Origin of the sequence: Pseudomonas sp. BMS12 (assembly GCF_001592875.1) — a bacterium.
Classification (GTDB): Bacteria; Pseudomonadota; Gammaproteobacteria; order Pseudomonadales; family Pseudomonadaceae; genus Aquipseudomonas.
This window is the reverse complement of the sequence record NZ_LSOF01000004.1, coordinates 56,127-75,250: the sequence shown is the minus strand read 5'-3', so window position 1 is coordinate 75,250 and position 19,124 is coordinate 56,127. Positions and strand designations below refer to the sequence as shown.

General features: G+C 63.2%; 16 protein-coding genes and 1 tRNA gene. 6 read left to right on the top strand and 11 right to left on the bottom strand.

Annotated elements, in window-relative coordinates:
- Window positions 1-60: 60 nt before the first annotated feature.
- Window positions 61-3,960, bottom strand: a complete 3,900-nt coding sequence (locus AYB31_RS02600; protein WP_068825499.1) for a bifunctional diguanylate cyclase/phosphodiesterase — start codon at window positions 3,958-3,960, stop codon at window positions 61-63.
- 101 nt (window positions 3,961-4,061) lie between these two features.
- A complete protein-coding gene (locus tag AYB31_RS02595; RefSeq protein ID WP_068825498.1) occupies window positions 4,062-5,084 on the bottom strand; it encodes a zinc-binding alcohol dehydrogenase family protein in 1,023 nt (340 codons plus the stop codon).
- A 130-nt stretch (window positions 5,085-5,214) separates the two neighbouring features.
- On the opposite strand from AYB31_RS02595, the gene AYB31_RS02590 reads away from it, so the two are divergent.
- Complete coding sequence (locus tag AYB31_RS02590) at window positions 5,215-6,129, top strand: LysR family transcriptional regulator (RefSeq protein ID WP_068825495.1); 915 nt, start codon at window positions 5,215-5,217, stop codon at window positions 6,127-6,129.
- Window positions 6,130-6,148: 19 nt separating this feature from the next.
- Here the strand turns inward: AYB31_RS02590 and AYB31_RS02585 are convergent, their stop codons facing one another.
- The 3 genes from AYB31_RS02585 to AYB31_RS02575 all read right to left on the bottom strand — a co-directional run bounded on the left by AYB31_RS02585 (window position 6,149) and on the right by AYB31_RS02575 (window position 8,363).
- Window positions 6,149-6,811 (bottom strand): TetR/AcrR family transcriptional regulator, encoded by a 663-nt coding sequence (locus tag AYB31_RS02585; protein ID WP_068825493.1) that lies wholly within the window; start codon window positions 6,809-6,811, stop codon window positions 6,149-6,151.
- A 215-nt stretch (window positions 6,812-7,026) separates the two neighbouring features.
- Entirely contained in the window at window positions 7,027-7,281 is a 255-nt protein-coding gene (locus tag AYB31_RS21865) for a hypothetical protein (RefSeq protein WP_201787416.1), read from the bottom strand.
- Between the two features lie 158 nt (window positions 7,282-7,439).
- The gene (locus AYB31_RS02575; RefSeq protein WP_068825489.1) at window positions 7,440-8,363 is read right to left on the bottom strand and encodes a LysR family transcriptional regulator; all 924 of its coding nucleotides are present in this window, start codon (window positions 8,361-8,363) and stop codon (window positions 7,440-7,442) included.
- Between the two features lie 108 nt (window positions 8,364-8,471).
- Between AYB31_RS02575 and AYB31_RS02570 the strand changes: the two genes are divergently transcribed.
- From AYB31_RS02570 to AYB31_RS02560, 3 genes are all read left to right on the top strand, one after another.
- The gene (locus tag AYB31_RS02570) at window positions 8,472-9,818 is read left to right on the top strand and encodes an aspartate aminotransferase family protein (RefSeq protein ID WP_068825487.1); all 1,347 of its coding nucleotides are present in this window, start codon (window positions 8,472-8,474) and stop codon (window positions 9,816-9,818) included.
- A 74-nt stretch (window positions 9,819-9,892) separates the two neighbouring features.
- A complete protein-coding gene (locus AYB31_RS02565) occupies window positions 9,893-11,395 on the top strand; it encodes a CoA-acylating methylmalonate-semialdehyde dehydrogenase (protein ID WP_068825485.1) in 1,503 nt (500 codons plus the stop codon).
- Window positions 11,396-11,895: 500 nt separating this feature from the next.
- Entirely contained in the window at window positions 11,896-12,681 is a 786-nt protein-coding gene (locus tag AYB31_RS02560) for a gamma-glutamyl-gamma-aminobutyrate hydrolase family protein (RefSeq protein ID WP_068825483.1), read from the top strand.
- A 71-nt stretch (window positions 12,682-12,752) separates the two neighbouring features.
- On the opposite strand, the gene AYB31_RS02555 is transcribed toward AYB31_RS02560, so the two are convergent.
- The 3 genes from AYB31_RS02555 to AYB31_RS02550 form a co-directional block, all read right to left on the bottom strand.
- Entirely contained in the window at window positions 12,753-12,959 is a 207-nt protein-coding gene (locus AYB31_RS02555; RefSeq protein WP_068825481.1) for a hypothetical protein, read from the bottom strand.
- On the bottom strand, window positions 12,943-13,926 hold the full coding sequence (locus AYB31_RS21330) for a hypothetical protein (RefSeq protein WP_153020627.1): 984 nt from the start codon (window positions 13,924-13,926) through the stop codon (window positions 12,943-12,945). Before AYB31_RS21330 ends, AYB31_RS02555 begins: the two co-directional genes overlap by 17 nt.
- Window positions 13,927-14,258: 332 nt before the next feature.
- Window positions 14,259-15,152 carry a nuclease-related domain-containing protein gene (locus AYB31_RS02550; RefSeq protein ID WP_068825479.1) on the bottom strand — a complete coding sequence of 298 codons (894 nt, stop codon included), beginning with the start codon at window positions 15,150-15,152 and terminating at the stop codon, window positions 14,259-14,261.
- Between the two features lie 752 nt (window positions 15,153-15,904).
- On the opposite strand from AYB31_RS02550, the gene AYB31_RS02545 reads away from it, so the two are divergent.
- Both AYB31_RS02545 and AYB31_RS02540 read left to right on the top strand, forming a co-directional pair.
- Window positions 15,905-16,684, top strand: a complete 780-nt coding sequence (locus AYB31_RS02545) for a type IV pili methyl-accepting chemotaxis transducer N-terminal domain-containing protein (protein ID WP_236715491.1) — start codon at window positions 15,905-15,907, stop codon at window positions 16,682-16,684.
- 166 nt (window positions 16,685-16,850) lie between these two features.
- Window positions 16,851-17,309 carry a GNAT family N-acetyltransferase gene (locus tag AYB31_RS02540; protein ID WP_068825478.1) on the top strand — a complete coding sequence of 153 codons (459 nt, stop codon included), beginning with the start codon at window positions 16,851-16,853 and terminating at the stop codon, window positions 17,307-17,309.
- A 58-nt stretch (window positions 17,310-17,367) separates the two neighbouring features.
- On the opposite strand, the gene AYB31_RS02535 is transcribed toward AYB31_RS02540, so the two are convergent.
- The 3 genes from AYB31_RS02535 to AYB31_RS02525 form a co-directional block, all read right to left on the bottom strand.
- Window positions 17,368-18,135, bottom strand: coding sequence for a substrate-binding periplasmic protein (locus AYB31_RS02535; protein ID WP_068825476.1), 768 nt, complete (start codon window positions 18,133-18,135; stop codon window positions 17,368-17,370).
- A gap of 148 nt (window positions 18,136-18,283) precedes the next feature.
- Window positions 18,284-18,835 carry a cytochrome b gene (locus tag AYB31_RS02530; RefSeq protein ID WP_068825474.1) on the bottom strand — a complete coding sequence of 184 codons (552 nt, stop codon included), beginning with the start codon at window positions 18,833-18,835 and terminating at the stop codon, window positions 18,284-18,286.
- Window positions 18,836-18,968: 133 nt separating this feature from the next.
- Window positions 18,969-19,045: transfer RNA gene (locus AYB31_RS02525), tRNA-Met, on the bottom strand.
- Between the last annotated feature and the right edge of the window lie 79 nt (window positions 19,046-19,124).

Here is a 19,124-nt window from a genome sequence, read left to right as displayed (position 1 = left end):
CTCCAGAGTGAGCCGGAGCATGCAGTCTAGGCGCCAGTCGGCGCGCCGCCATGATCTGGATCAACCCGCCGACTGATGCCCGCTGCGTAGCCAGTGGGCCAGCTGCACGGCGCTCAGCGGGCGGCTGAACAGGTAGCCCTGGCACTGCTCGCAGCCCAGCTGGCGCAGGGCCTGCAGTTGCTCATGGGTCTCCACCCCTTCGGCCAGCACACGCAGCTTGAGGTTGCGCGCCAGGCCGATGATGGTGGCGGCGATTTCCAGGTTGGCCTGGTCTTCCGGCACGCCGCGCATGAAGCTCTGGTCGATCTTCAGTTTGTCCAGCGGGAAGCGCCGCAGGTAGGCCAGCGACGAGTAGCCGGTGCCGAAGTCGTCGACGGCCAGCTTCAAACCCAGGCCCTTGAGGGCGGCCAGGGTGGCCTGGGTCTGTTCGAGGTTTTCGATCAGGGCGCCTTCGGTGATCTCCAGTTCCAGATGCTCGGCCGGCAGGCCGCTGTCGTGCAGGGCTTCGCGCACCTGCTGGACCAGATCGGCCTGGCGGAACTGGCGTGGCGACAGGTTCACCGCCAGGGTCTGCAAGGCCAGGCCCTGCTGACGCCAGAACTGCATCTGCCGGCAGGCTTCGCGCAGGACCCAGGTGCCGATGGGCACGATCAACCCGGTGTCCTCGGCCAGGGGAATGAACTGCGCCGGCGAGACCATGCCTTCGCTGCTGTTCCAGCGCAGCAGCGCCTCCACGCCGATGGCGCTGCCGTCCGTGGCGTTGACCAGCGGCTGGTAGTGCAGGGTGAACTCGTTGCGCTTCAGCGCCTGGCGCAGGCGACCTTCGAGGGTCAGGCGGGTGTGCGCCTGGTGGGTCAGCCCCTGGGTGTAGAAACGATAGGTGTTACGCCCCTCCTGTTTGGCCTGGTGCAGGGCGCTGTCGGCATTGCGCAGCAGGTCGTCGCTGCTCAGGCCGTCGTCCGGGTACAGGCTGATGCCGATGCTGGCGCTCAGATAGGCCTCGCGCCCACCGCTGCCCAGCGGCAGGGGGCGCTCCAGTAGCTCGATCAGGGTGCGGGCGATGGCGGCGGCCTCCTCCGGGCGTTGCAGGTTTTCCACTACCACCAGGAATTCGTCGCTGCTCAGGCGGGCCAGGGTGTCTTCGTTGCGCAGGCGTTGTTGCAGGCGCCGAGCCACGGCCACCAGCAGCTCGTCGCCAACCTTGTGGCCGAGGCTCTCGTTGATTGTCTTGAAGTTGTCTAGGTCGAAGTACAACAGCGCGACTCGTTCCTTGTGGCGCTGGGCGTGCTCCAGCGCGTGGCCGAGGCGCTCCAGGGCATAGAGGCGGTTGGGCAGGTCGGTGAGCGTGTCGAAGTGGGTCAGGTGGGCCAGGCGCTCCTGGCTGTCGCGGTACTGGCTGAGGTCGGTGAAGGTCAGGACGTATTGCGGCTGCTGGGGGTCGCAGTCGCGTACCCGGCTGGCGGTGAGCCAGAAGGGGAAGGACGAGCCATCCGGGCGGCGCCCGCTCAGCTCGCCTTGCCAGTTCTCGCCATCGCGGACCTTGCGCCACAGGTTGCGGTAGCGCTCACGCTCCAGGCCATTGCCGGGCTTGAGTGGCAGGCGCTGACCGATGGCCTGGTGTGAGCTGAGGCCGGTGATCTGATTGAAGGCCGGATTGCAGGTGATGATGCGCCGCCTGGCATCGAGAATCACCACCGCCTCCTGGGTACTTTCGAACACGGTGGCGGCCTGGCGCAGGGCCAGTTCGTGCTGTTTGTGCAGGCCGATGTCTTCCACCACCGAGATGAAGTAGTGCGGCTCGCCGTTGGTGTGGCGCACCAGGGTGGCATTCAGATTGGTCCAGAGCGTGCTGCCGTCGCGGCGCAGGTAGCGCTTCTCCAGGGTCAGTCGATTGATCTCGCCGCGCAGCAGGCGCTGGGTCTGCTCCAGGTCCTTGAGCAGGTCATCCGGGTGGGTGATGTCCTGGAACGTCAGCTCCAGCAGCTGCTCGCGGCTGTAGCCGAGCATCTGGCACAGACGCTGGTTGACCCGCAGCCAGTGGCCGTCCGGCGCCAGGTGGGCGATGCCGACGGCAGCCTGTTCGAAGGTGGCGCGAAAGCGCAGTTCGCTCTGCAGGCGCTCGGCGGTGCGCTGATGCTGGCGTACGGCGAGGCCGGCCAGGCGGGTGAATTCGGTTACCAGAGCAATGTCTTCCGGGGCGGGGCGAGCCTGGTTGCGGTAGTAGATGGCGAATACCCCGAGCACATCGCCCTGGTCGCTCTTGAACGGCATTGACCAGCCGGAGCGTATGCCGGCCAGGCTGGCGTGTTCGCGCAGCGTCACCCAGTTCGGATGGCTGGCGATGTCCTCGATGATGGTCAGCTCGCCACTGGCGGCGGCATGGCAACCGCTGCCCATGTCGAGCTGCACCGGCGAGCCGTTGACCAGCTCGCTGTAGTTGGCGGGCAGGCTGGGCGCTGCCAGCACTTGCAGTTCGTCATGCTCGGCAAGCAGCACCGCCACCAGCATCTCCGGGCTGATGCGCTCCAGGCGCAGGGCCATGTCGGTGAGGGTTTCCGGCAGTGGCCGTTGCGCCAGCATGCGATCGAGCACGGCGTTGCGGGCCTCCTGCAGGGCCTGGCTGTTGCGGTGCTCCTCGATGTCGCTGAGGCTGCCGCGCAGGCCCAGGTCGTGCTGCGATTCGGCGGCCAGGCGCAGGGAGACCCACAGCTGGCGGCCACTGGCGTCGCGCAGGCGCAACTCGCCGAGCCAGGCGCTGGACTGGCGCGCGAGGATGGCCGATACCTGCTCGGCAAGCAGCGCCTGATAGTCCTCTTCAATGAAGTCCAGCAGCGGCCGGCCGAGGCTTTCCTGGATGCTGTAGCCGGTGATGGTCTGCCAGGCCGGGTTGAGAAAGATCAGGCGCCCGCCCGTGTCGGTGAGGAAGATCGCCTCGTGCAGTTGCTCCACCAGCTCGCGATAGCGCGTTTCGCTGGCTTCCAGGTCATGGTGGGCACTTCTCTGCTGACCCAGGTCGATGTCGATGCAGTACATCTCCAGCTGGTTGCGCGCGTTGCGGATGATCAGGTGGCTGGAGTAGACGTGCACCTCGTTGCCGTCGCGGTGGCGCAGGGTCAGCTCTGCGGCGGGGATGGCCGGGCCGCCGATCATCCAGGAATTAATGGCGCTGACCACCTGGCTCTGCATGGCCGGTGGAATGATCAGCTCCTCCAGGCGCCGGCCCATGGCCTCGCTCACGCTGTAGCCGTAGAGCTGGGTGCTGGCCTGGTTCCAGAAGATCACCCGGCGCTCGCGGTCGTAGCCCTGCACGGCGATGCGCGGGGTCTGCTCGAACAGTTGGCGGAAGCGTTGCTCGCTCTCGCGCAGGGCCTGTTCGTCGCGCTTCTGCGTACTGATGTTCTGCACGCTGCCGTGGGCGCTGCCACCGGCGTCTGCGCTGCCGCGCAACATCAGCCACACCGGCGTCTCGTTGTTCGGGCGATTGAGACGGGCATTGACCAGCAGCGGTGCGCCGGCCTCCAGTGTGGCATCCAGGGCACGCTGAACGGCGTTGCGGTCGGCCGGGTAGAGCCAGTTGAGCAGCTCGTCGAGGCTGCCGATGTTGTCGCTGTCCGGGCGCTCGAACAGGCGCAGGGCCTCGGCCGACCAGTGCAGTCGGCGGCCGTCGTATTCCCAGCTGCCCAGGCCGACATCGCGCTGGGTCTGCTGTAACAACAGCACGCGCTGGCGCAGGCCCTGTTCGAGCTGTTGCTGGGTACGCAGTTCATGGCGGCACAGCAGCAGGATCAGCAGGCTGCTGAGGGCGACGAAGAACAGGCCCTTGGCGGTCTGCAGCATGGCCTGGGTCGCCGCATCCACCGGCAGGGCCTGCAGCAGCAGGTCGCCGAGCAATATCCAGGCGATGCTGAAGGCCAGGTAGGCCCCAGCCACACGCAGCGGGCGGGAAAGGGTGGGTTGCATCCTGAACCCTCGACAGTCACTGATTGCATCCCCCCGGAGCGGCCTGGCCGCTCCGGGTTCGCTTCAGTCTAGTAGCTGTCGTCGCGGCTGCTGGCACTTTGTCATACGTGATCGACGAAACCTTCCAGCACAATCTTGCCCTTGGCCCGGCCGCTCTCCAGCAGGGCGTGGGCCTTGCGCAGGTTGGCGGCGTTGATTGCGCCGAAGTGTTCTCCCAGCGTGGTATGCAGCACGCCGTCGTCGATCAGCTGCGAAACGCGGTTGAGCAGGCGGTGCTGCTCGATCATGTCGGTGGTCTGGAACAGCGAACGGGCGTACATGAACTCCCAGTGCAGCGACAGGCTCTTGCGCTTGAGCTTGACCACGTCCAGCTGCACCGGGTCGTCGATCAGCGCCAGCTTGCCCTGCGGCGCCAGGGCCTCCACCAGCTCGTCGAAGTGCTGGTCGGTATGGGTCAGGCTGGCGACCATATCCACCTGGGCAATGCCGAGGGCCTGCAGTTGCGGCACCAGTGGCTGGCTATGGTCGATGACCTGGTGGGCGCCCAGTTCGCGTACCCAGGCCTGGGTTTCCGGACGCGAGGCGGTGGCGATCACGGTCAGGCCGGTGAGTTTGCGCGCCAGCTGTACCAGGATCGAGCCGACCCCGCCGGCCGCGCCCAGCACCAGCAGGCTCTGGCCATCGCCCTGGCCCTCGCGCACCTGCAGGCGATCGAACAGCAGCTCCCAGGCGGTGATGGCGGTCAGCGGCAGGGCGGCGGCACGGGCGAAATCCAGCGAGCCGGGCATACGCCCGACGATGCGCTCGTCCACCACATGCAGCTCGCTGTTGGCGCCGGCGCGGTCGATGGCACCGGCGTAGAACACCTGGTCGCCGGGGCGGAACTGCTTGACCTCGGCGCCCACCGCGACCACCACGCCGGCCACGTCCCAACCCAGCACCTTGGCCTGGCCGGCTTCCGGCGGCACGTTGCGGCGGACCTTGGTGTCCACCGGGTTGACCGAGATGGCGCGCACTTCCACCAGCAGGTCGCGCGGGCCGGGCTGAGGTGCCGCCAGCTCGATGTCGAGCAGCGCCTCGGGCTGGTCGATGGGCAGGTTCTGGTAGTAGGCGATGGCTTTCATCTGATCACTCCGCGAAGTCGGTGGCATGCAGCTTAGTCTGCGTTGGCGGCATGTTCTTTTATCTTTCTGGCGAGAAAAACCCGGCTGCCATAGAGTCTCTTTCAATTATTTTTTGAAAAAGGAGTGTCGCGTGCTGCGTTTCGATGACCTGGCCCTGTTCGTGCGCACCGCCGAACTGGGCAGCCTGTCCGCCGCCGCCCGCGAGCTGGACTGTTCGCCGGCCGTGGCCAGCGCCGCCCTCAAGCGCCTCGAGCAGGAGGTGCAAACGCGCCTGCTGCTGCGCTCCACGCGCAGCCTGCGCCTGACCCTGGAAGGCGAGCAGTACCTGGCCCACGCTCGCGCGGCACTGGCCAGCCTGGAGGCCGGGCGCCAGCAGCTGGCCGGTGGCAAGGATCGCCTCGATGGCGTGCTGCAACTGGCCGCGCCCTCGGATTTCGGGCGCAACGTGTTGCTGCCCTGGCTCGATGGCTTTCAGGCCGAGCATCCGCAGCTGGGCCTGCGCCTGCTGCTCAGCGACAGGGTCACCGACCTGTTCCGCCAACCGGTGGATCTGGCCCTGCGCTACGGCGAACCGGAAGACTCCAGCCTGGTGGCGCTGGCGGTAGCCAGTGCCAATCGCCGCGTGCTCTGTGCCGCGCCCGAGTACCTGGCACGGCATGCGGCCCCGCAACAGCCGGACGACCTGCGCCGGCACAACTGTCTGCTGTACATGCTCGGTGGCCGGGTTCACGAACGCTGGAGCTTCACCCAGGGCAGGCAGACCCAGGTGCTCTCGGTGAGCGGCAACCGCGCCAGCGACGATGCCGACGTGGTGCGGCGCTGGGCACTGGCTGGGCAGGGCGTGGTGTACAAGTCCTGGCTCGATGTGGCCGGTGATGTGGCGGCGGGGCGCCTGCGACTACTGCTGCCGGGCTGGCAGGGCGAGTCGACGCCGCTCAACCTGATCTGCGCCCATCGTGATCAGCTCAGCATGCCGGTGCGCCTGCTGCGCGAATTTCTCCAGCAGCGCTGCGCCACGTTGCTGGCGCAGGCGCCTTGGGCATGAAGGCGTAAGGCGGAGGGAATCAGCTGCGGGTCGGCGGCGTCAGGCCGAGACCCTTGAGGATGATGCGTTCGAGGTTGTTGGCGGCGTCCTCGAAGTCGGCCTTCTTCAGGCTGCTCTTGCCGGTGAACAGACTGATCTGGCTGGCAAAGTCGGCGTAGTGCTGGGTGCTGCTCCAGAGCAGGAAGATCAGGTGGGCGGGGTCCACCGGGTCCATCTTGCCGACGTCGATCCAGGCCTGGAACACGGCGGAGCGTTGGCGGAACCAGTCGCGGTAGTCCTGGTTGTAGTGGGCGGTCAGGTATTGCCCGCCGCTGATCACTTCCATGGCGAAGATGCGCGAGGCCAGTGGCTGGGTGCGCGAATACTCGACCTTGGCGCGGATATAGCGCGACAGCGCCACAGCTGGGTCGTCTTCGGCGCTCAGGCCGCTGAAGGTGGCGTCCCACTGATCGAGGATGTTGTTCAGTACGGCGATGTACAGCCCCAGCTTGCTGCTGAAGTAGTAATGCAGGTTGGCCTTGGGCAGCCCCACCGCCTGGGCGATGCTGTTCATGCTGGTGCCCTTGTAGCCGTGGCGGGCGAACTCGACTTCGGCGGCGGCGATGATGGCCTTTTCGTTCTTCTGGCGGATGCGGCCGGCGGGCTTGTCGGCGCTGGAGGCAGGGGAGGAAGCAGCTGGCATCTGAGAGTCCGTACTGAGTAATCGGTTTCGTGTGCGCACAGATACCCCACGACGGGTCATGAAACAACCCCTGCGTGTCAAAAACGTGTGCTTTTTGAGGGGGAGTGCAACTGTACCGGTAGAAGTCGGCCGAAGTGCGCCAGAAAATCGACTGTTCTGGTCAGTTGCTTGTGCTGGAAAATCGGCGCAAAGCCATGTGGTACGGGCGTTCCAGCTTACTCGGCGTGATCGGCGGAACTGTGGATGCGCAGCCCCGCGTCAGTGCGGGTCAGGGTGTAGGACTCGCGCCAGCTGAGCAGCACCGCGCCCGTGGCATCGGTCAGCTCCCAGGTCAGGCTGGCGAACAGATTGCCGCTGCCCAGCGCCTGGGCTTGCAGCTCGTGAAAGCGGCAGCCCCGGCAGCCGCGCTGGAAGTAGTCGTCGAGCACCTGCTGGAAGTAGGCGCCGACCTGCGCCGCAGTGGTGAACACCCGTGCTTCGCCCCGGCCGCCGAGTGCCAGGTAGGGCAGGCCGTAGCGCTGGGCGATCAGCGCGCCGTCGGCGGCGGCGAAGTCGTGGGCGAACTGGGCGAAGAACTGTTCTGCCTCTTGCTGCGGTGCATCCTTGGCGTGAATGGGGCTTGCTCCTGTCAGGCGCCGGTGCCGGCGAGGGCTTCGAGGAAGGTTTCCAGTACCAGCTGCGGGCGCCGGCCCTTGCGCGTCACCGAGGCCAAGGTCAGATCATAGAACCGGGTGTTGGGTTTGAGCACGCGCAGGCGCCCCTGCTGCACCCACTGCTGCGCGTAGTGATCCGGCAGATAACCGATGTAGCGCCCGGTCAGCAGGAGGAAGGCCATGCCCTCGCGGTCCGAGGCGCTGGCGGTGCAGTTGAGCACCTGGTACTGGGTCTGCACCTCGGCGGGCAGGCGGAAGGTCGGGGCGATGGCCTCCTGGGCGTTGAGGCGGCTTTCGGCCAACTGCTCGTCATCCACGTAGAACAGCGGGTGGCCCACCGCGCAGTACAGCAGCGAGCGCTCGCCGTACAGCGGCTGGTACTCCAGGCCGGACAGCGGATGGCTCTGCGGCACCACGCCGACATGCAGGCTGCCGTCGAGCACGCCCTGTTCCACTTCCGAGGGCGGCGTCATACGGATCTGGATGCGCACGTCCGGGCCTTTCTCTTTCAGCCGCGCCAGCGCATGGGTGATGCGCATATGCGGCACCGTCACCAGGTTGTCGGTCAGGCCGATGTGCAGCTCGCCGCGCAGCTCGCGGTGCAGGCCGTTGACCCCGTTGCGAAAGCTCTCCAGCGCGCCGAACAGCTGCAGCGCCGACTGGTACACCTCGCGGCCTTCCTCGGTCAGGGCGAAGCCGGCGCGGCCGCGCTGGCACAGGCGCAGGCCCAGGCGCTGCTCCAGGTCGCTCATCTGCTGGCTGATCGCCGAGCGGCCGATGCCCAGCACGCTTTCCGCGGCGGAGAAGCCGCCGCACTCGACCACGCTGCGGAACAGGCGCAGCAGGCGAATCTCGAAATCACTGACCTGGGCCAGCGGGTCTTGGCGGCGTGTGCTCATTGTTTACTCGTAGCTAAAGTAAATATTCGAAGATTTGGATTTTCGTGACTTTATGCCCGTGGCACCTTTCGTTGCAACAAGACCACAGTGCCGCTCTGGAGAGCCACGATGAACATGCCGCAGACCGAAACCCCGTCCCTGGCCAGCCAACTCAAGCTGGACGCGCACTGGATGCCGTTTTCCGCCAACCGCAACTTCAAGCGCGACCCGCGCCTGATCGTGGCCGCCGAAGGCAACATCCTGATCGACGACAAGGGCCGTCGCGTGTTCGACAGCCTCTCCGGTCTGTGGACCTGTGGCGCCGGCCACAGCCGCAAGGAAATCCAGGAGGCCGTGGCCAAGCAGCTCGGCACCCTCGACTACTCGCCGGGCTTCCAGTACGGCCACGCGCTGTCCTTCAAGCTGGCCGAGAAGATCGCCGACCTGATGCCGGGCGAGCTCAACCACGTGTTCTTCACCGGTTCCGGCTCCGAGTGCGCCGACACCGCGGTGAAAATGGCCAAGGCCTACTGGCGCCTGAAGGGCCAGCCGACCAAGACCAAGTTCATCGGCCGCGCCCGTGGCTACCACGGCGTCAACATCGCCGGCACCAGCCTCGGCGGCATCGGCGGCAACCGCAAGATGTACGGCCAGCTGATGGATGCCGACCACCTGCCGCACACCCTGCAGCCGCACCTGGCCTTCACCAAGGGCATGGCCGAGACCGGCGGCGTGGAGCTGGCCAACGAGCTGCTCAAGCTGATCGAACTGCACGACGCCTCCAACATCGCCGCCGTCATCGTCGAGCCGCTGTCCGGCTCCGCCGGCGCCATCATCCCGCCGAAGGGTTACCTGGAGCGCCTGCGCGAGATCTGCACCCAGCACAACATCCTGCTGATCTTCGACGAAGTGATCACCGGCTTCGGCCGCATGGGCAAGTGGAGCGGCGCGGAATACTTCGGCGTCACCCCGGACATCATCAACGCCGCCAAGCAGATCACCAACGGTGCCATCCCGCTGGGCGCGGTGATCGCCTCCAAGGAGATCTACGACACCTTCATGCAGCAGGCCACCCCTGAGCACATGATCGAGTTCACCCACGGCTACACCTACTCGGCCCACCCGGTCGCCTGCGCCGCCGGCCTGGCCACCCTGGAGCTGCTGGAGCGCGACGGCCTGCTGCAGCAGTCCGCTGCCCTGGCACCGCACTTCGAGAACGTCCTGCACGGCCTCAAGGGCAGCAAGCACGTGATCGACATCCGCAACTGCGGTCTGGTCGGTGCCCTGCAACTGGCCCCGCGTGACGGCGACCCGACCATCCGCCCGTTCGAGGCCGGCATGGCCCTGTGGCAGGCCGGTTTCTACGTGCGCTTCGGTGGCGACACCCTGCAGTTCGGCCCGACCTTCAACACCAAGCCGGAAGAGCTGGACCGCCTGTTCAACGCCGTCGGCGAGACCCTGAACAAGCTGGACTGATGCACCGCTTCCACCCCTCTCCCGTTGGGAGAGGGGACTGAACCCAATTAAGTCGAGATACGAGAGATAGCCCCATGAGCAATATCGGACACCTGATCAACGGCGAGATCGTGCACAGCAACGGTCGTACCCAGGCAGTCTTCAACCCGTCCATCGGCGAGCCGGTGCGTCAGCTGGAGCTGGCCGACCAGGCCACCCTGCGCGCCGCCATCGACACCGCCAAGGCTGCCTTCCCGGCCTGGCGCAACACCCCGCCGGCCAAGCGTGCCCAGGTGATGTTCCGCTTCAAGCAACTGCTGGAGCAGAACAAGGACGCCATCGTCGCCCTGATCAGCGAAGAACACGGCAAGACCATCGAAGACGCCGCCGGCGAACTGCAGCGCGGCATCGAGAACGTCGAGTACGCCTGTGGCGCGCCCGAGCTGCTGAAAGGCGAATACAACCGCAACGTCGGCCCGAACATCGACAGCTGGAGCGACTTCCAGCCGCTGGGCGTGGTTGCCGGTATCACCCCGTTCAACTTCCCGGCCATGGTGCCGCTGTGGATGTACCCGCTGGCCATCGCCTGCGGCAACTGCTTCATCCTCAAGCCGTCCGAGCGCGACCCGAGCTCGACCCTGATGATCGCCCAGCTGCTGCACGAAGCCGGCCTGCCCAAGGGCGTGCTGAACGTGGTCAACGGCGACAAGGAAGCCGTGGACGCGCTGATCGAAGCGCCGGAAGTCAAAGCCATCAGCTTCGTCGGCTCCACGCCGATCGCCGAATACATCTACACCGAGGCCAACCGTCGCGGTAAGCGCGTGCAGGCCCTGGGCGGCGCCAAGAATCACGCCGTGGTCCTGCCGGACGCCGATCTGGACAACACCGTCAATGCCCTGATGGGCGCCGCCTACGGCTCCTGCGGCGAGCGCTGCATGGCCATCTCCGTGGTCGTGGCGGTGGGTGATCAGGTTGCCGACAAGCTGGTCGAGAAGCTGGTACCGAAGATCGAAGCCCTGAAGATCGGCGCCGGCACCTCCTGCGGCCTGGACATGGGCCCGCTGGTCACCGGCGCGGCACGCGACAAGGTCAAGGGCTACATTGACGCTGGTGTGGCGCAAGGCGCCAAGCTGGTGGTCGACGGTCGCGGCCTGAGCGTAGCGGGCAACGAAGCCGGCTTCTTCGTCGGCGGCACCCTGTTCGATAACGTCACCGCCGACATGACCATCTACCAGGAAGAGATCTTCGGCCCGGTGCTGTGCATCGTGCGCGTCGGCAGCCTGGAAGAGGCGATGAAGCTGATCAACGACCACGAGTACGGCAACGGCACCTGCCTGTTCACCCGCGACGGTGAAGCGGCGCGCCTGTTCTGCGACGAGATCGAAGTTGGCATGGTCGGCGTCAACGTACCGCTGCCGGTGCCGGTGGCCTACCACAGCTTCGGCGGCTGGAAGCGCTCGCTGTTCGGCGACCTCGCAGCCTACGGCCCGGACGGTGTGCGCTTCTACACCAAGCGCAAGACCATCACCCAGCGCTGGCCGCAGCGCGCCACTCACGAGGCGGCGCAATTCGCCTTCCCGAGCAACAGCAACAGCTAAGCACTACCAGGGCTGGTCTTCGGACCGGCCCTTTTTTTGCTCTGTATTTGTAGGAGGGGCCTTGGCCGCGACACAGGTAGCACCAATGCCGCCTCTGTGGGATCGGCTGGGCGGCACTCCGCTTCAGTCGCGATAGCTCTTAGCGGGGTCTCAATCGCGGCTAAAGCCGCTCCCACACAGACCGAGCAACACCAAGCAACACCGAACAACCTGCCGCGCGGGCGCGGCATTGGTGCAGTGAACCGGCAAAGATCGGGACGCGGCACCCCTTGGGCGAGCGGACTCACGATTCTGGTGAACCGCTAGCCCGCTCTCCCAAGGGCAGCCCACTTCAACCATTTAGAACCGGTTCAGGAGTGGGTGCGCTAGAGAAAAACAAGGCAAAAGCGGGCGAGGGCGCGGAGTTTACGCCCTGTAAATGAGCAGCCCGAGCCCGCTTTTAACGCAGTTTTTCCGACGCGCAATCACTCCTGGCTGGTTCTCAGAAGAGGACTACCCAAATGAGCAAACCCATGATTGGCCTTCCCCTGTGCCGCTGGCAGCTGACCGACCGTGACATCGGCTGGTTTCACCTGGTCGGCGAAAAGTACATCCAGGCAGTCACTGGCTTTGACGCCTTCCCCCTGATGATCCCGGCCTTCGCCGACGATCTCGACCTCGACACCGTGCTCGACAGCGTCTCCGGCATCATGTTCGGCGGCTCGCTGTCCAACGTGCATCCGAGCTTCTACGGTGACGACCACCCCGGCCTGGGCCTGGCCGACAAACCCCGCGACGCCACCGTGCTGCGCCTGATGCGCGCCTGCATCGAGCGTGGCATTCCGTTCCTCGGTATCTGCCGCGGCGCGCAGGAACTCAACGTGCTGTACGGCGGCACCCTGCACCGTGAGGTGCATGAGGTGGAAGGCCGTATGGACCACCGTGAGCGCAAGGGCGTGCCGGATGATGTGGCCTATGGGCCGATGCACAGTGTTCGCCTCACAGAAGGCGGCGTGCTGCACAAGCTGCTTGGCGAACGCGAGATCAGCGTCAACTCGCTGCATGGGCAGGGGATTGATCGGCTCGGTGAGGGGCTACAGGTCGAGGCGGTGTGTGAGGATGGGCAGATCGAGGCGGTCAGCGTGATTGGTGCCAAGGCGTTTGCTGTCGGGGTGCAGTGGCATCCGGAGTATCGCTATTGGGAGAAGGCGGATTACAACGCGCTGATTGGGGCGTTTCATGAGGCGGCGAGGGAGTATCAGATGAGAAAGTCTGAGCGGAGGAGTGAGGCGACCTCATTAGCGTGACTCTAAAACTCACACTGAAAGAAAAAGGCCCGCTATACAGCGGGCCTTTTTGTCGACGGCTCAACGAGTTATTAGCTGGCTAATTTTGCTTTTTCTTTCATGATATGAATCAAATATTTGGCTCCTTCCTCTTGCTCGGTGGAGATCCATTCCTTTGCAAAGGATGTGCTTGATGAGAGGCTGCTAATCAATTCGCCTTCAAAGCTCATTGAAATTGATTTTTCTGTACTAAGTTCACTCTTTACATAGTTCGAGAAGAAATTAGGCTTGCTCTTCATTGCTTTCCTCCTTGACTATCATGCTGGAACTACTGTGCAGCTTGTCTATGTATATAGATAGTAGCTTGGCTATTGTGAGCATCAAGACTTTATCTCGCTGTAGCGAGAACTGCTCAGGCGCAGCACTTGTTAAAACTATCACTCCAAAAGGTTTTTGTGAAGCACCATCTGTCCCATGGTCTGGTCGCTGGCATTCAGAAATTGGCACTGACAGAAATGAACGGTATTGTTTGGTGTCGGACTCAGTATAGCTACTGGTTAATTCAGTGCTTTTTGATATGTCTGGACATATTTTGATTTCATTGTGAAGGAAAGATAATCCTACATGTCCAAAGCCTGGTTGCCAGCTTCTATTGGTTTGGTTAAGTCTTTTATCGCAGTCGCGCCATCTTATATTTAGAAGATTGGTTTCGGGTGCGTGGATATAGAGAGCTATGTTGTAAAGAGAGCCCTCTTTGTACATGAACAGGTCTTCGCGATTGTCGCTGAGAGGTTTTAGTATTCTTGCGACGTGTCCGTCTGCTGTTTGTATAAACTCGCTGATAGTCAGGTTTTTTGATTTATTGAGTTCTTCAATTGCTTGTTCTAATTCTAATGTTGCAAGGTAGCATGTGATTGTTTGAAGTTGCTGGAGTTTAGAGTATTGAATTGCTTCTGGTAGAAGTACTTCGTTCAGCTTTTTGTTTTCTTCTATTATTTCTTCTGCGTCATTTGATAGTGAGTGCATTGATGATGATCTGAATATTATAATTGTGCATAGAATGTGTATGGCGGCAAAGGTTACGTAGGAGATGCCTTCTGCAAGTGTTATGTTGTTGGTTGGTATCGCTCGGGTTATTGCGGCGCCAATAATTATTGGGGCAATAAGTGTCGTCCATGTGCTAGAGGCTATTACAGATGATTTGACGATTTTGTTTTCTGTCTTTCGATTTTGTATGGCTTTATCGAGCGTTGCCTCGGTGTTCATTGTGGTTTCTCTATGCATTAGAAAAAAAGGTCAGATTTACGTTCGAAACCTCTAGCGGAATCATAGTCTCGTTTTTCGCCTTCCCGGCGAGTCACTTTCTCTTTGCTTGTGCAAAGAGAAAGTAACCAAAGAGAAAGCACACCCGACATCCGGGTCTCGCTGCGCGAGACTCCCTTCGTTCCATCATTGCTCCAGGGGCCCGCCGCGAAGGGCCATCCCTGGCCCATCGCGGCTCTCGCGGCATCCATGCCGCTCAACCCCTTACGCAACGACTCCACTCAGCCTCCTGACGGGACCCGATCCCGGCCCGAGCTTTTGGTGTTTAGGTACGGTCATTGATTGGCGCCAGGGGCGGGGCGTACGGCGAGTTCCCGCAATGCCGCCGCAACGCGTATCTGAATGCTCTGCTCGATCTGAGCGGGGCGCTTCTGGAACAGGTAATGGACTTTGGGGTTGATGACATACGCCTGGCCGTTGCCGGGCTTATGTGTGGTTTTTACGAACCAACCTGGTAGCGCGACTACGGGAGCCACGCTCACAGGCTCACCGAGCTTGCCGTGTAGCCATTTGCTCAACTCACCAGCAACTGCCTGCGCCTGCTGAACCGGCAGGTGTTCGTTCGCGCCGCCGGCAAAACGAATAGAGCTGCCGTCGTACTCGGCCTGTGCGCTTTCCTTGCCTTTGAGTGACAGGCGCTTCGATCGGTACTTGGTTTCGATGGCGTAGACGCCTGTGGGGCCGACCAGCACATGGTCGATATTGCTGCGTTTCATCGGCAGGTCATGAAATAGCTGCCAGCCTTCTGCCAAGAGTGGGGTGAGTAGCTGCGCGGTCGCTAGCTCGCCTTCCAGGCCACGCTTTGTCGTAGTGATCGTTCGTAGGACTTTCACAGCTTTCCAGAGTGACCAGGCCACACCACCGAAAATCATCACGGCGGCGATAACTGCGGTAGCGCCAAACTTGATTCGCGTTGGATCGACCCAGCTGTTGAGCAGCATTAATAGCCCAATTGCCGGTAAGAGCACCGATGCAGCAAAGACACCACAAAGGTCGAAGATGCCTTCGCGAAAGCGCTCATTCAGGGTTTCGCCTGGTAGGCGCAGAAGGTCGTCTACCAGCGGACTTTTTCTGTCCTCCCGCTCCTGACGCTTCAGATAAATGAATAGCCCCGCACACGGTACCAACATGCAAATGGTTGGGATCAGAGTAATCAGCCAGGTTGGCATTCAGATGTCCTTTCTTATGGTTCCCACGCGGAGCGTGGGCACGATCAGCGCGCGCCGAAGCGAACCGACAACTCCGACCGGCCTGAAACGCGAAACCCTCATGCGCGCCAACTCCCCGTCAGTAGGCCGAGTGGAGGTGTTGCGTAGGGGAGTGAGCCGCATGGATGCGGCGAAAGGCTTAAAGGGCCAAGGACGGCCCTTGTAAGCCGGCCCCCGGAGCGGCACCGGAAGGAGGGGAGTCGAGCGCAGCGAGACCCGGATGCCGGGGTGTGTTTCTTTGCTTACTTTCTTTGCACAAGCAAAGAAAGTGAGGCGCCCAGCAGGGCGAAAACTGCCTTTCAGGCGATACCGAAATGAGCCAGCCGCAGATGCAGAACGCACCGTGAAGCTCGGGGCATCAGGAGTGATCAAGGAAGTCAGGCGGGCAGCCACAGCCATGAACAACGCATCCCTGCTAGTCGATGCCCGACCTTACCCCCAAATAATGGCCCAACGCCATACCTGACAACCCAGTCAACCTCCCCATACCATTATTGTTAGTTGGCTAACAAATTCTCTCCACCATCCATCCCGAGCCCCGGGCATCGCGTAGAATGCGCGCCTGCTGCCGGCGCCGGGTGTGGTTCTGCTCCGCAATCACGCGCGCCTATTTTCATAAGAACTCAACAGCATCCCCTGTCCTCACCGCGCCCCCGCTCGCGTCGTGAGCGATGTTCTTTTGATCTTTGCCCCGTGCGAATTAAGGAATTTCTGTGTCAATCAAACCTGTATTGCGTGCACTGCTGCTCGGTTGCGGCTTGTCGTTGAGTTTTGCCAGCTGGGCCCAGATGGCGCCGCTGGAGGCCATGAACATGGCGGGGCTGCAGCGCAGCCTGGGCCAGATCATCGCCAAGGACTACCTGATGATCGGCTCCGATGTGAAAGTCGAAGACGCCACGCGCCAGCGCGCCGAAAGCATTGCCCTGTTCGAGAACCACCACCAGCAACTCAAGGCCTACGCCCCGAACGACGAGATTCGCGCGGCACTGGCCCAGGTCGAAACCACCTGGAATGCCTACAAGCCGAGCATCCTGGCGGCACCGGACAAGGCCCAGGCGCCCGCCGTGCTGGCGTCTGCCGAGCAGCTGGTCAAGCAGTGCCAGCAGGTGGTCGACCTGTTCGAGCAGCACAACGGCGATGCCGCCTCACATGCCATCAACCGCAGCGGTTGGAACCGCGTGCTGACCCAGCGTACGGCGATGTTCTACATGGCGCGTGCCTGGGGCGTGGCGGCGCCGAACCTGGATGCGGACTTCAACGCCTCGGTCGCGGAGTTCGGCAGCATCATGCAGGAGCTGCAGGCCAGCGGCGCGCCGAACGCGGAGATCGCCGAGGCGCTGCGCAAGACCGACGCCAAGTGGCAGTTCACCAGCAAGGCGTTCTCCTCGAAGACCTTCATGCCGACCATCGTGGCGGTCAACGCCGACTCGATGTTCCGCCAGCTCAACGAGATGACCCGTCTGTACGCCGGGTTGAAGGATGACAAGCTCTAAGCTGCGTTAATCCCCCGCCAGGGCCTGCCTGCAGGCCCTGCACCCTGTCTGTTACGCGCCTGCTGTACGGCATGGCGCGCTGTTGCCTTCGGCCTCGACGGTTGTGTCCTGCGGCGCCCGGTGCGCTATTGTGCGGGCCCGTTTCGCTCAGTCGCCAAGGAACCCCATGCCCACTCTCGCCTGGCTTCGTGACCATCCCGCACATGCCGCCCCGCTGGCCGAATGGCTCTACCGGCAATTCCCCTACGAGTTCGCCGAGCAGCCACTGGCCGAGTGGCAGGCGGAGTTTGCCGCCGGGCAGCACAACGGCGAGTGGGAAATGCTTATCGCCCTGGACGGCGATGTGTTGCTCGGCAGTGCGGGCCTGGCCCGGGATGATCTGCCGCAGCGCGCTGAGCTTGGCCCCTGGCTGGCCTGCGTGTATGTGCGCCCCGAGGCGCGGGGGCAGGGCCTGGCCGAGCGGCTGATCGAGCACATCTGCGCCACCGCGCGTACGCGTGGATACCCGCGTCTGTACCTGCACACCCATGATCGCGCCGACTACTACGCCAAGCGTGGCTGGACCTTGCTGGAGCAGTTCCAGGCCTGGGGCGCGGTGCAGCACCTGATGTCGCGAGACCTGTAGCCCCAATCGCCGCAACGGCCGTCACGCCTGGCCGGTCGAGCCGCGGCTGAAGGATTAGCTAGGGGCTGGCCTGCCAGTCGCTCAGGCCATAGCGGCCGAGCACTTCGGCCAGGGCGCCGCTGGCGCGCATTTCGCGCATGCCTTCATCAAACAGGTCGGCATAGGCCTGTGCCCTGGGGTGATCCGGCGCGATGGCCATGTAGGCCAGGCTGCGCGGTTCGCAACCGGCCATGCGCGGGGCGTTGCCCGGCTTGAGGCGCAGGGTGTAGGCGACCAGGTTTTCTTCTTCGAGGAAGGTGTCGAAACGGCCCAGCTGCAGCTGACGCAACAGGCGGCGGGTCAGGTCGTTACCGGTGTGTTTGTGGAAGTCGGCGCCATGCTCGTGGATATAGGCGTCCAGCCGTTCGCCGTAGGCGTAACCCTGGATGATGCCTGCCGTCTTGCCGGCCAGGCTCTGCGGACCCTGGTAGCGCCAATCGCTGTCGGCACGGGTATAGAAGCAGAAGCGGTTGGAGGACACGGCCTCCTGCGGGTAGACGAAGTCCGGCGCCTCCTCGGGAATGGTCGAGGGCGAGGCGGTGTAGCGTCCGCTGCGCACATCACTGAGGGCGCGGCTGTAGTTCTCGTTGACCAGACGCACGGCGATGCCGTGGCGCTGGAAGATCCAGCGGATGATGTCGATGGTGAAGCCTTCTTCAGACGCACCGGCGGTGCAGCTGTAGGGGCACCAGTAGGACGGTGAGGCCAGCACGATTTCTTCGGCCTGCAACGGGCTGCTGGACAGGGCGAGGCCGAGCAGCCAGAGCCGCGGGCGCGGGCGATTCACGGGTGGCGCTGCCGATTCGGGCGCGAGCTGGCGAGGTGGCGTTGCTGCGCTGGGCTCATGAGCGAGTTCCGGCTGAGGAGACTGCTATTTCACTCTAGCCCAGCGGTAGGCCCCGGTGGCGGGGCCGTTCCGTGTCATGCGCTACTTGTTATGAGGAGCGGCGGGGCAGCATGCGGGTGAGCGTGTTGTCGCGGCTGACGTAGTGGTGGAACAGTGCCGCCAGCGCGTGCAGGCCGATCAGCCAGTAGCCGGCTTCGGCGGCCAGCACATGCCAGTGTTCGATCTGCTCGGCCAGGTCATGGTTCTTGCCGACCAGCGCAGGCAGCTCCAGGCCGTAGAAGGGAATGGCTTTGCCTTTGGCGCTGAGAATCAGCCAGCCGGCCAGGGGGACCCCGATCATCAGCAGGTACAGGGCCAGGTGCATGAGTTTGGCGGGAGCGGCCTGCCACAGTGGAATGGTGGGGACGATCTTGGGCGTGGGGGCCACGAGCCTGGCCAGCAGGCGCAGCCAGACCAGGGCGAATACCGTAAGGCCGAGCATGAAGTGGGCCTGCATCATCAGGCCACGGCCGGTGCTGCCTTTGGGGAAAATCCCGCGAAACTCCATGGTGAAATACACCGCGGCGATCAGCAGTAGCATCAGCCAGTGCAGGCTGATGGACAGGTGTCCGTAACGGTGTTCGGTGTTCTTCCAGCTCATGTTGCGTCCTCGATGGTGGCCTGGCTGTGCGGCAGCATAACGTTGCTTTCCTTAAGGAAGGCTGAGGAAGCGGATTTTGTCGACGCAAACGAAAACGCCCCGACCAGTTTCCTGATCGGGGCGTTTGGGTATCTGGTTGCGGGAGCCGGATTTGAACCGACGACCTTCGGGTTATGAGCCCGACGAGCTACCAGACTGCTCCATCCCGCGGCGGCCATTCTACTGGCGAAGTGTTTGATGTCAACCTGTTTCCTGGAAAAAGTGGTTTTCCTTCAGATGCTTAGCGCCA

What these genes read in the sequence shown, in the direction of transcription:
- AYB31_RS02560 (WP_068825483.1), top strand. Translation starts at nt 11,896, where the DNA reads ATGAGCAAACCCATGATTGGCCTTCCCCTGTGCCGCTGGCAGCTGACC.
- AYB31_RS02600 (WP_068825499.1), bottom strand. Translation starts at nt 3,960, where the DNA reads ATGCAACCCACCCTTTCCCGCCCGCTGCGTGTGGCTGGGGCCTACCTG.
- AYB31_RS02565 (WP_068825485.1), top strand. Translation starts at nt 9,893, where the DNA reads ATGAGCAATATCGGACACCTGATCAACGGCGAGATCGTGCACAGCAAC.
- AYB31_RS02530 (WP_068825474.1), bottom strand. Translation starts at nt 18,835, where the DNA reads ATGAGCTGGAAGAACACCGAACACCGTTACGGACACCTGTCCATCAGC.
- AYB31_RS02585 (WP_068825493.1), bottom strand. Translation starts at nt 6,811, where the DNA reads ATGCCAGCTGCTTCCTCCCCTGCCTCCAGCGCCGACAAGCCCGCCGGC.
- AYB31_RS02595 (WP_068825498.1), bottom strand. Translation starts at nt 5,084, where the DNA reads ATGAAAGCCATCGCCTACTACCAGAACCTGCCCATCGACCAGCCCGAG.
- AYB31_RS21330 (WP_153020627.1), bottom strand. Translation starts at nt 13,926, where the DNA reads ATGAACACCGAGGCAACGCTCGATAAAGCCATACAAAATCGAAAGACA.
- AYB31_RS02540 (WP_068825478.1), top strand. Translation starts at nt 16,851, where the DNA reads ATGCCCACTCTCGCCTGGCTTCGTGACCATCCCGCACATGCCGCCCCG.
- AYB31_RS02570 (WP_068825487.1), top strand. Translation starts at nt 8,472, where the DNA reads ATGAACATGCCGCAGACCGAAACCCCGTCCCTGGCCAGCCAACTCAAG.
- AYB31_RS02550 (WP_068825479.1), bottom strand. Translation starts at nt 15,152, where the DNA reads ATGCCAACCTGGCTGATTACTCTGATCCCAACCATTTGCATGTTGGTA.
- AYB31_RS02555 (WP_068825481.1), bottom strand. Translation starts at nt 12,959, where the DNA reads ATGAAGAGCAAGCCTAATTTCTTCTCGAACTATGTAAAGAGTGAACTT.
- AYB31_RS02575 (WP_068825489.1), bottom strand. Translation starts at nt 8,363, where the DNA reads ATGAGCACACGCCGCCAAGACCCGCTGGCCCAGGTCAGTGATTTCGAG.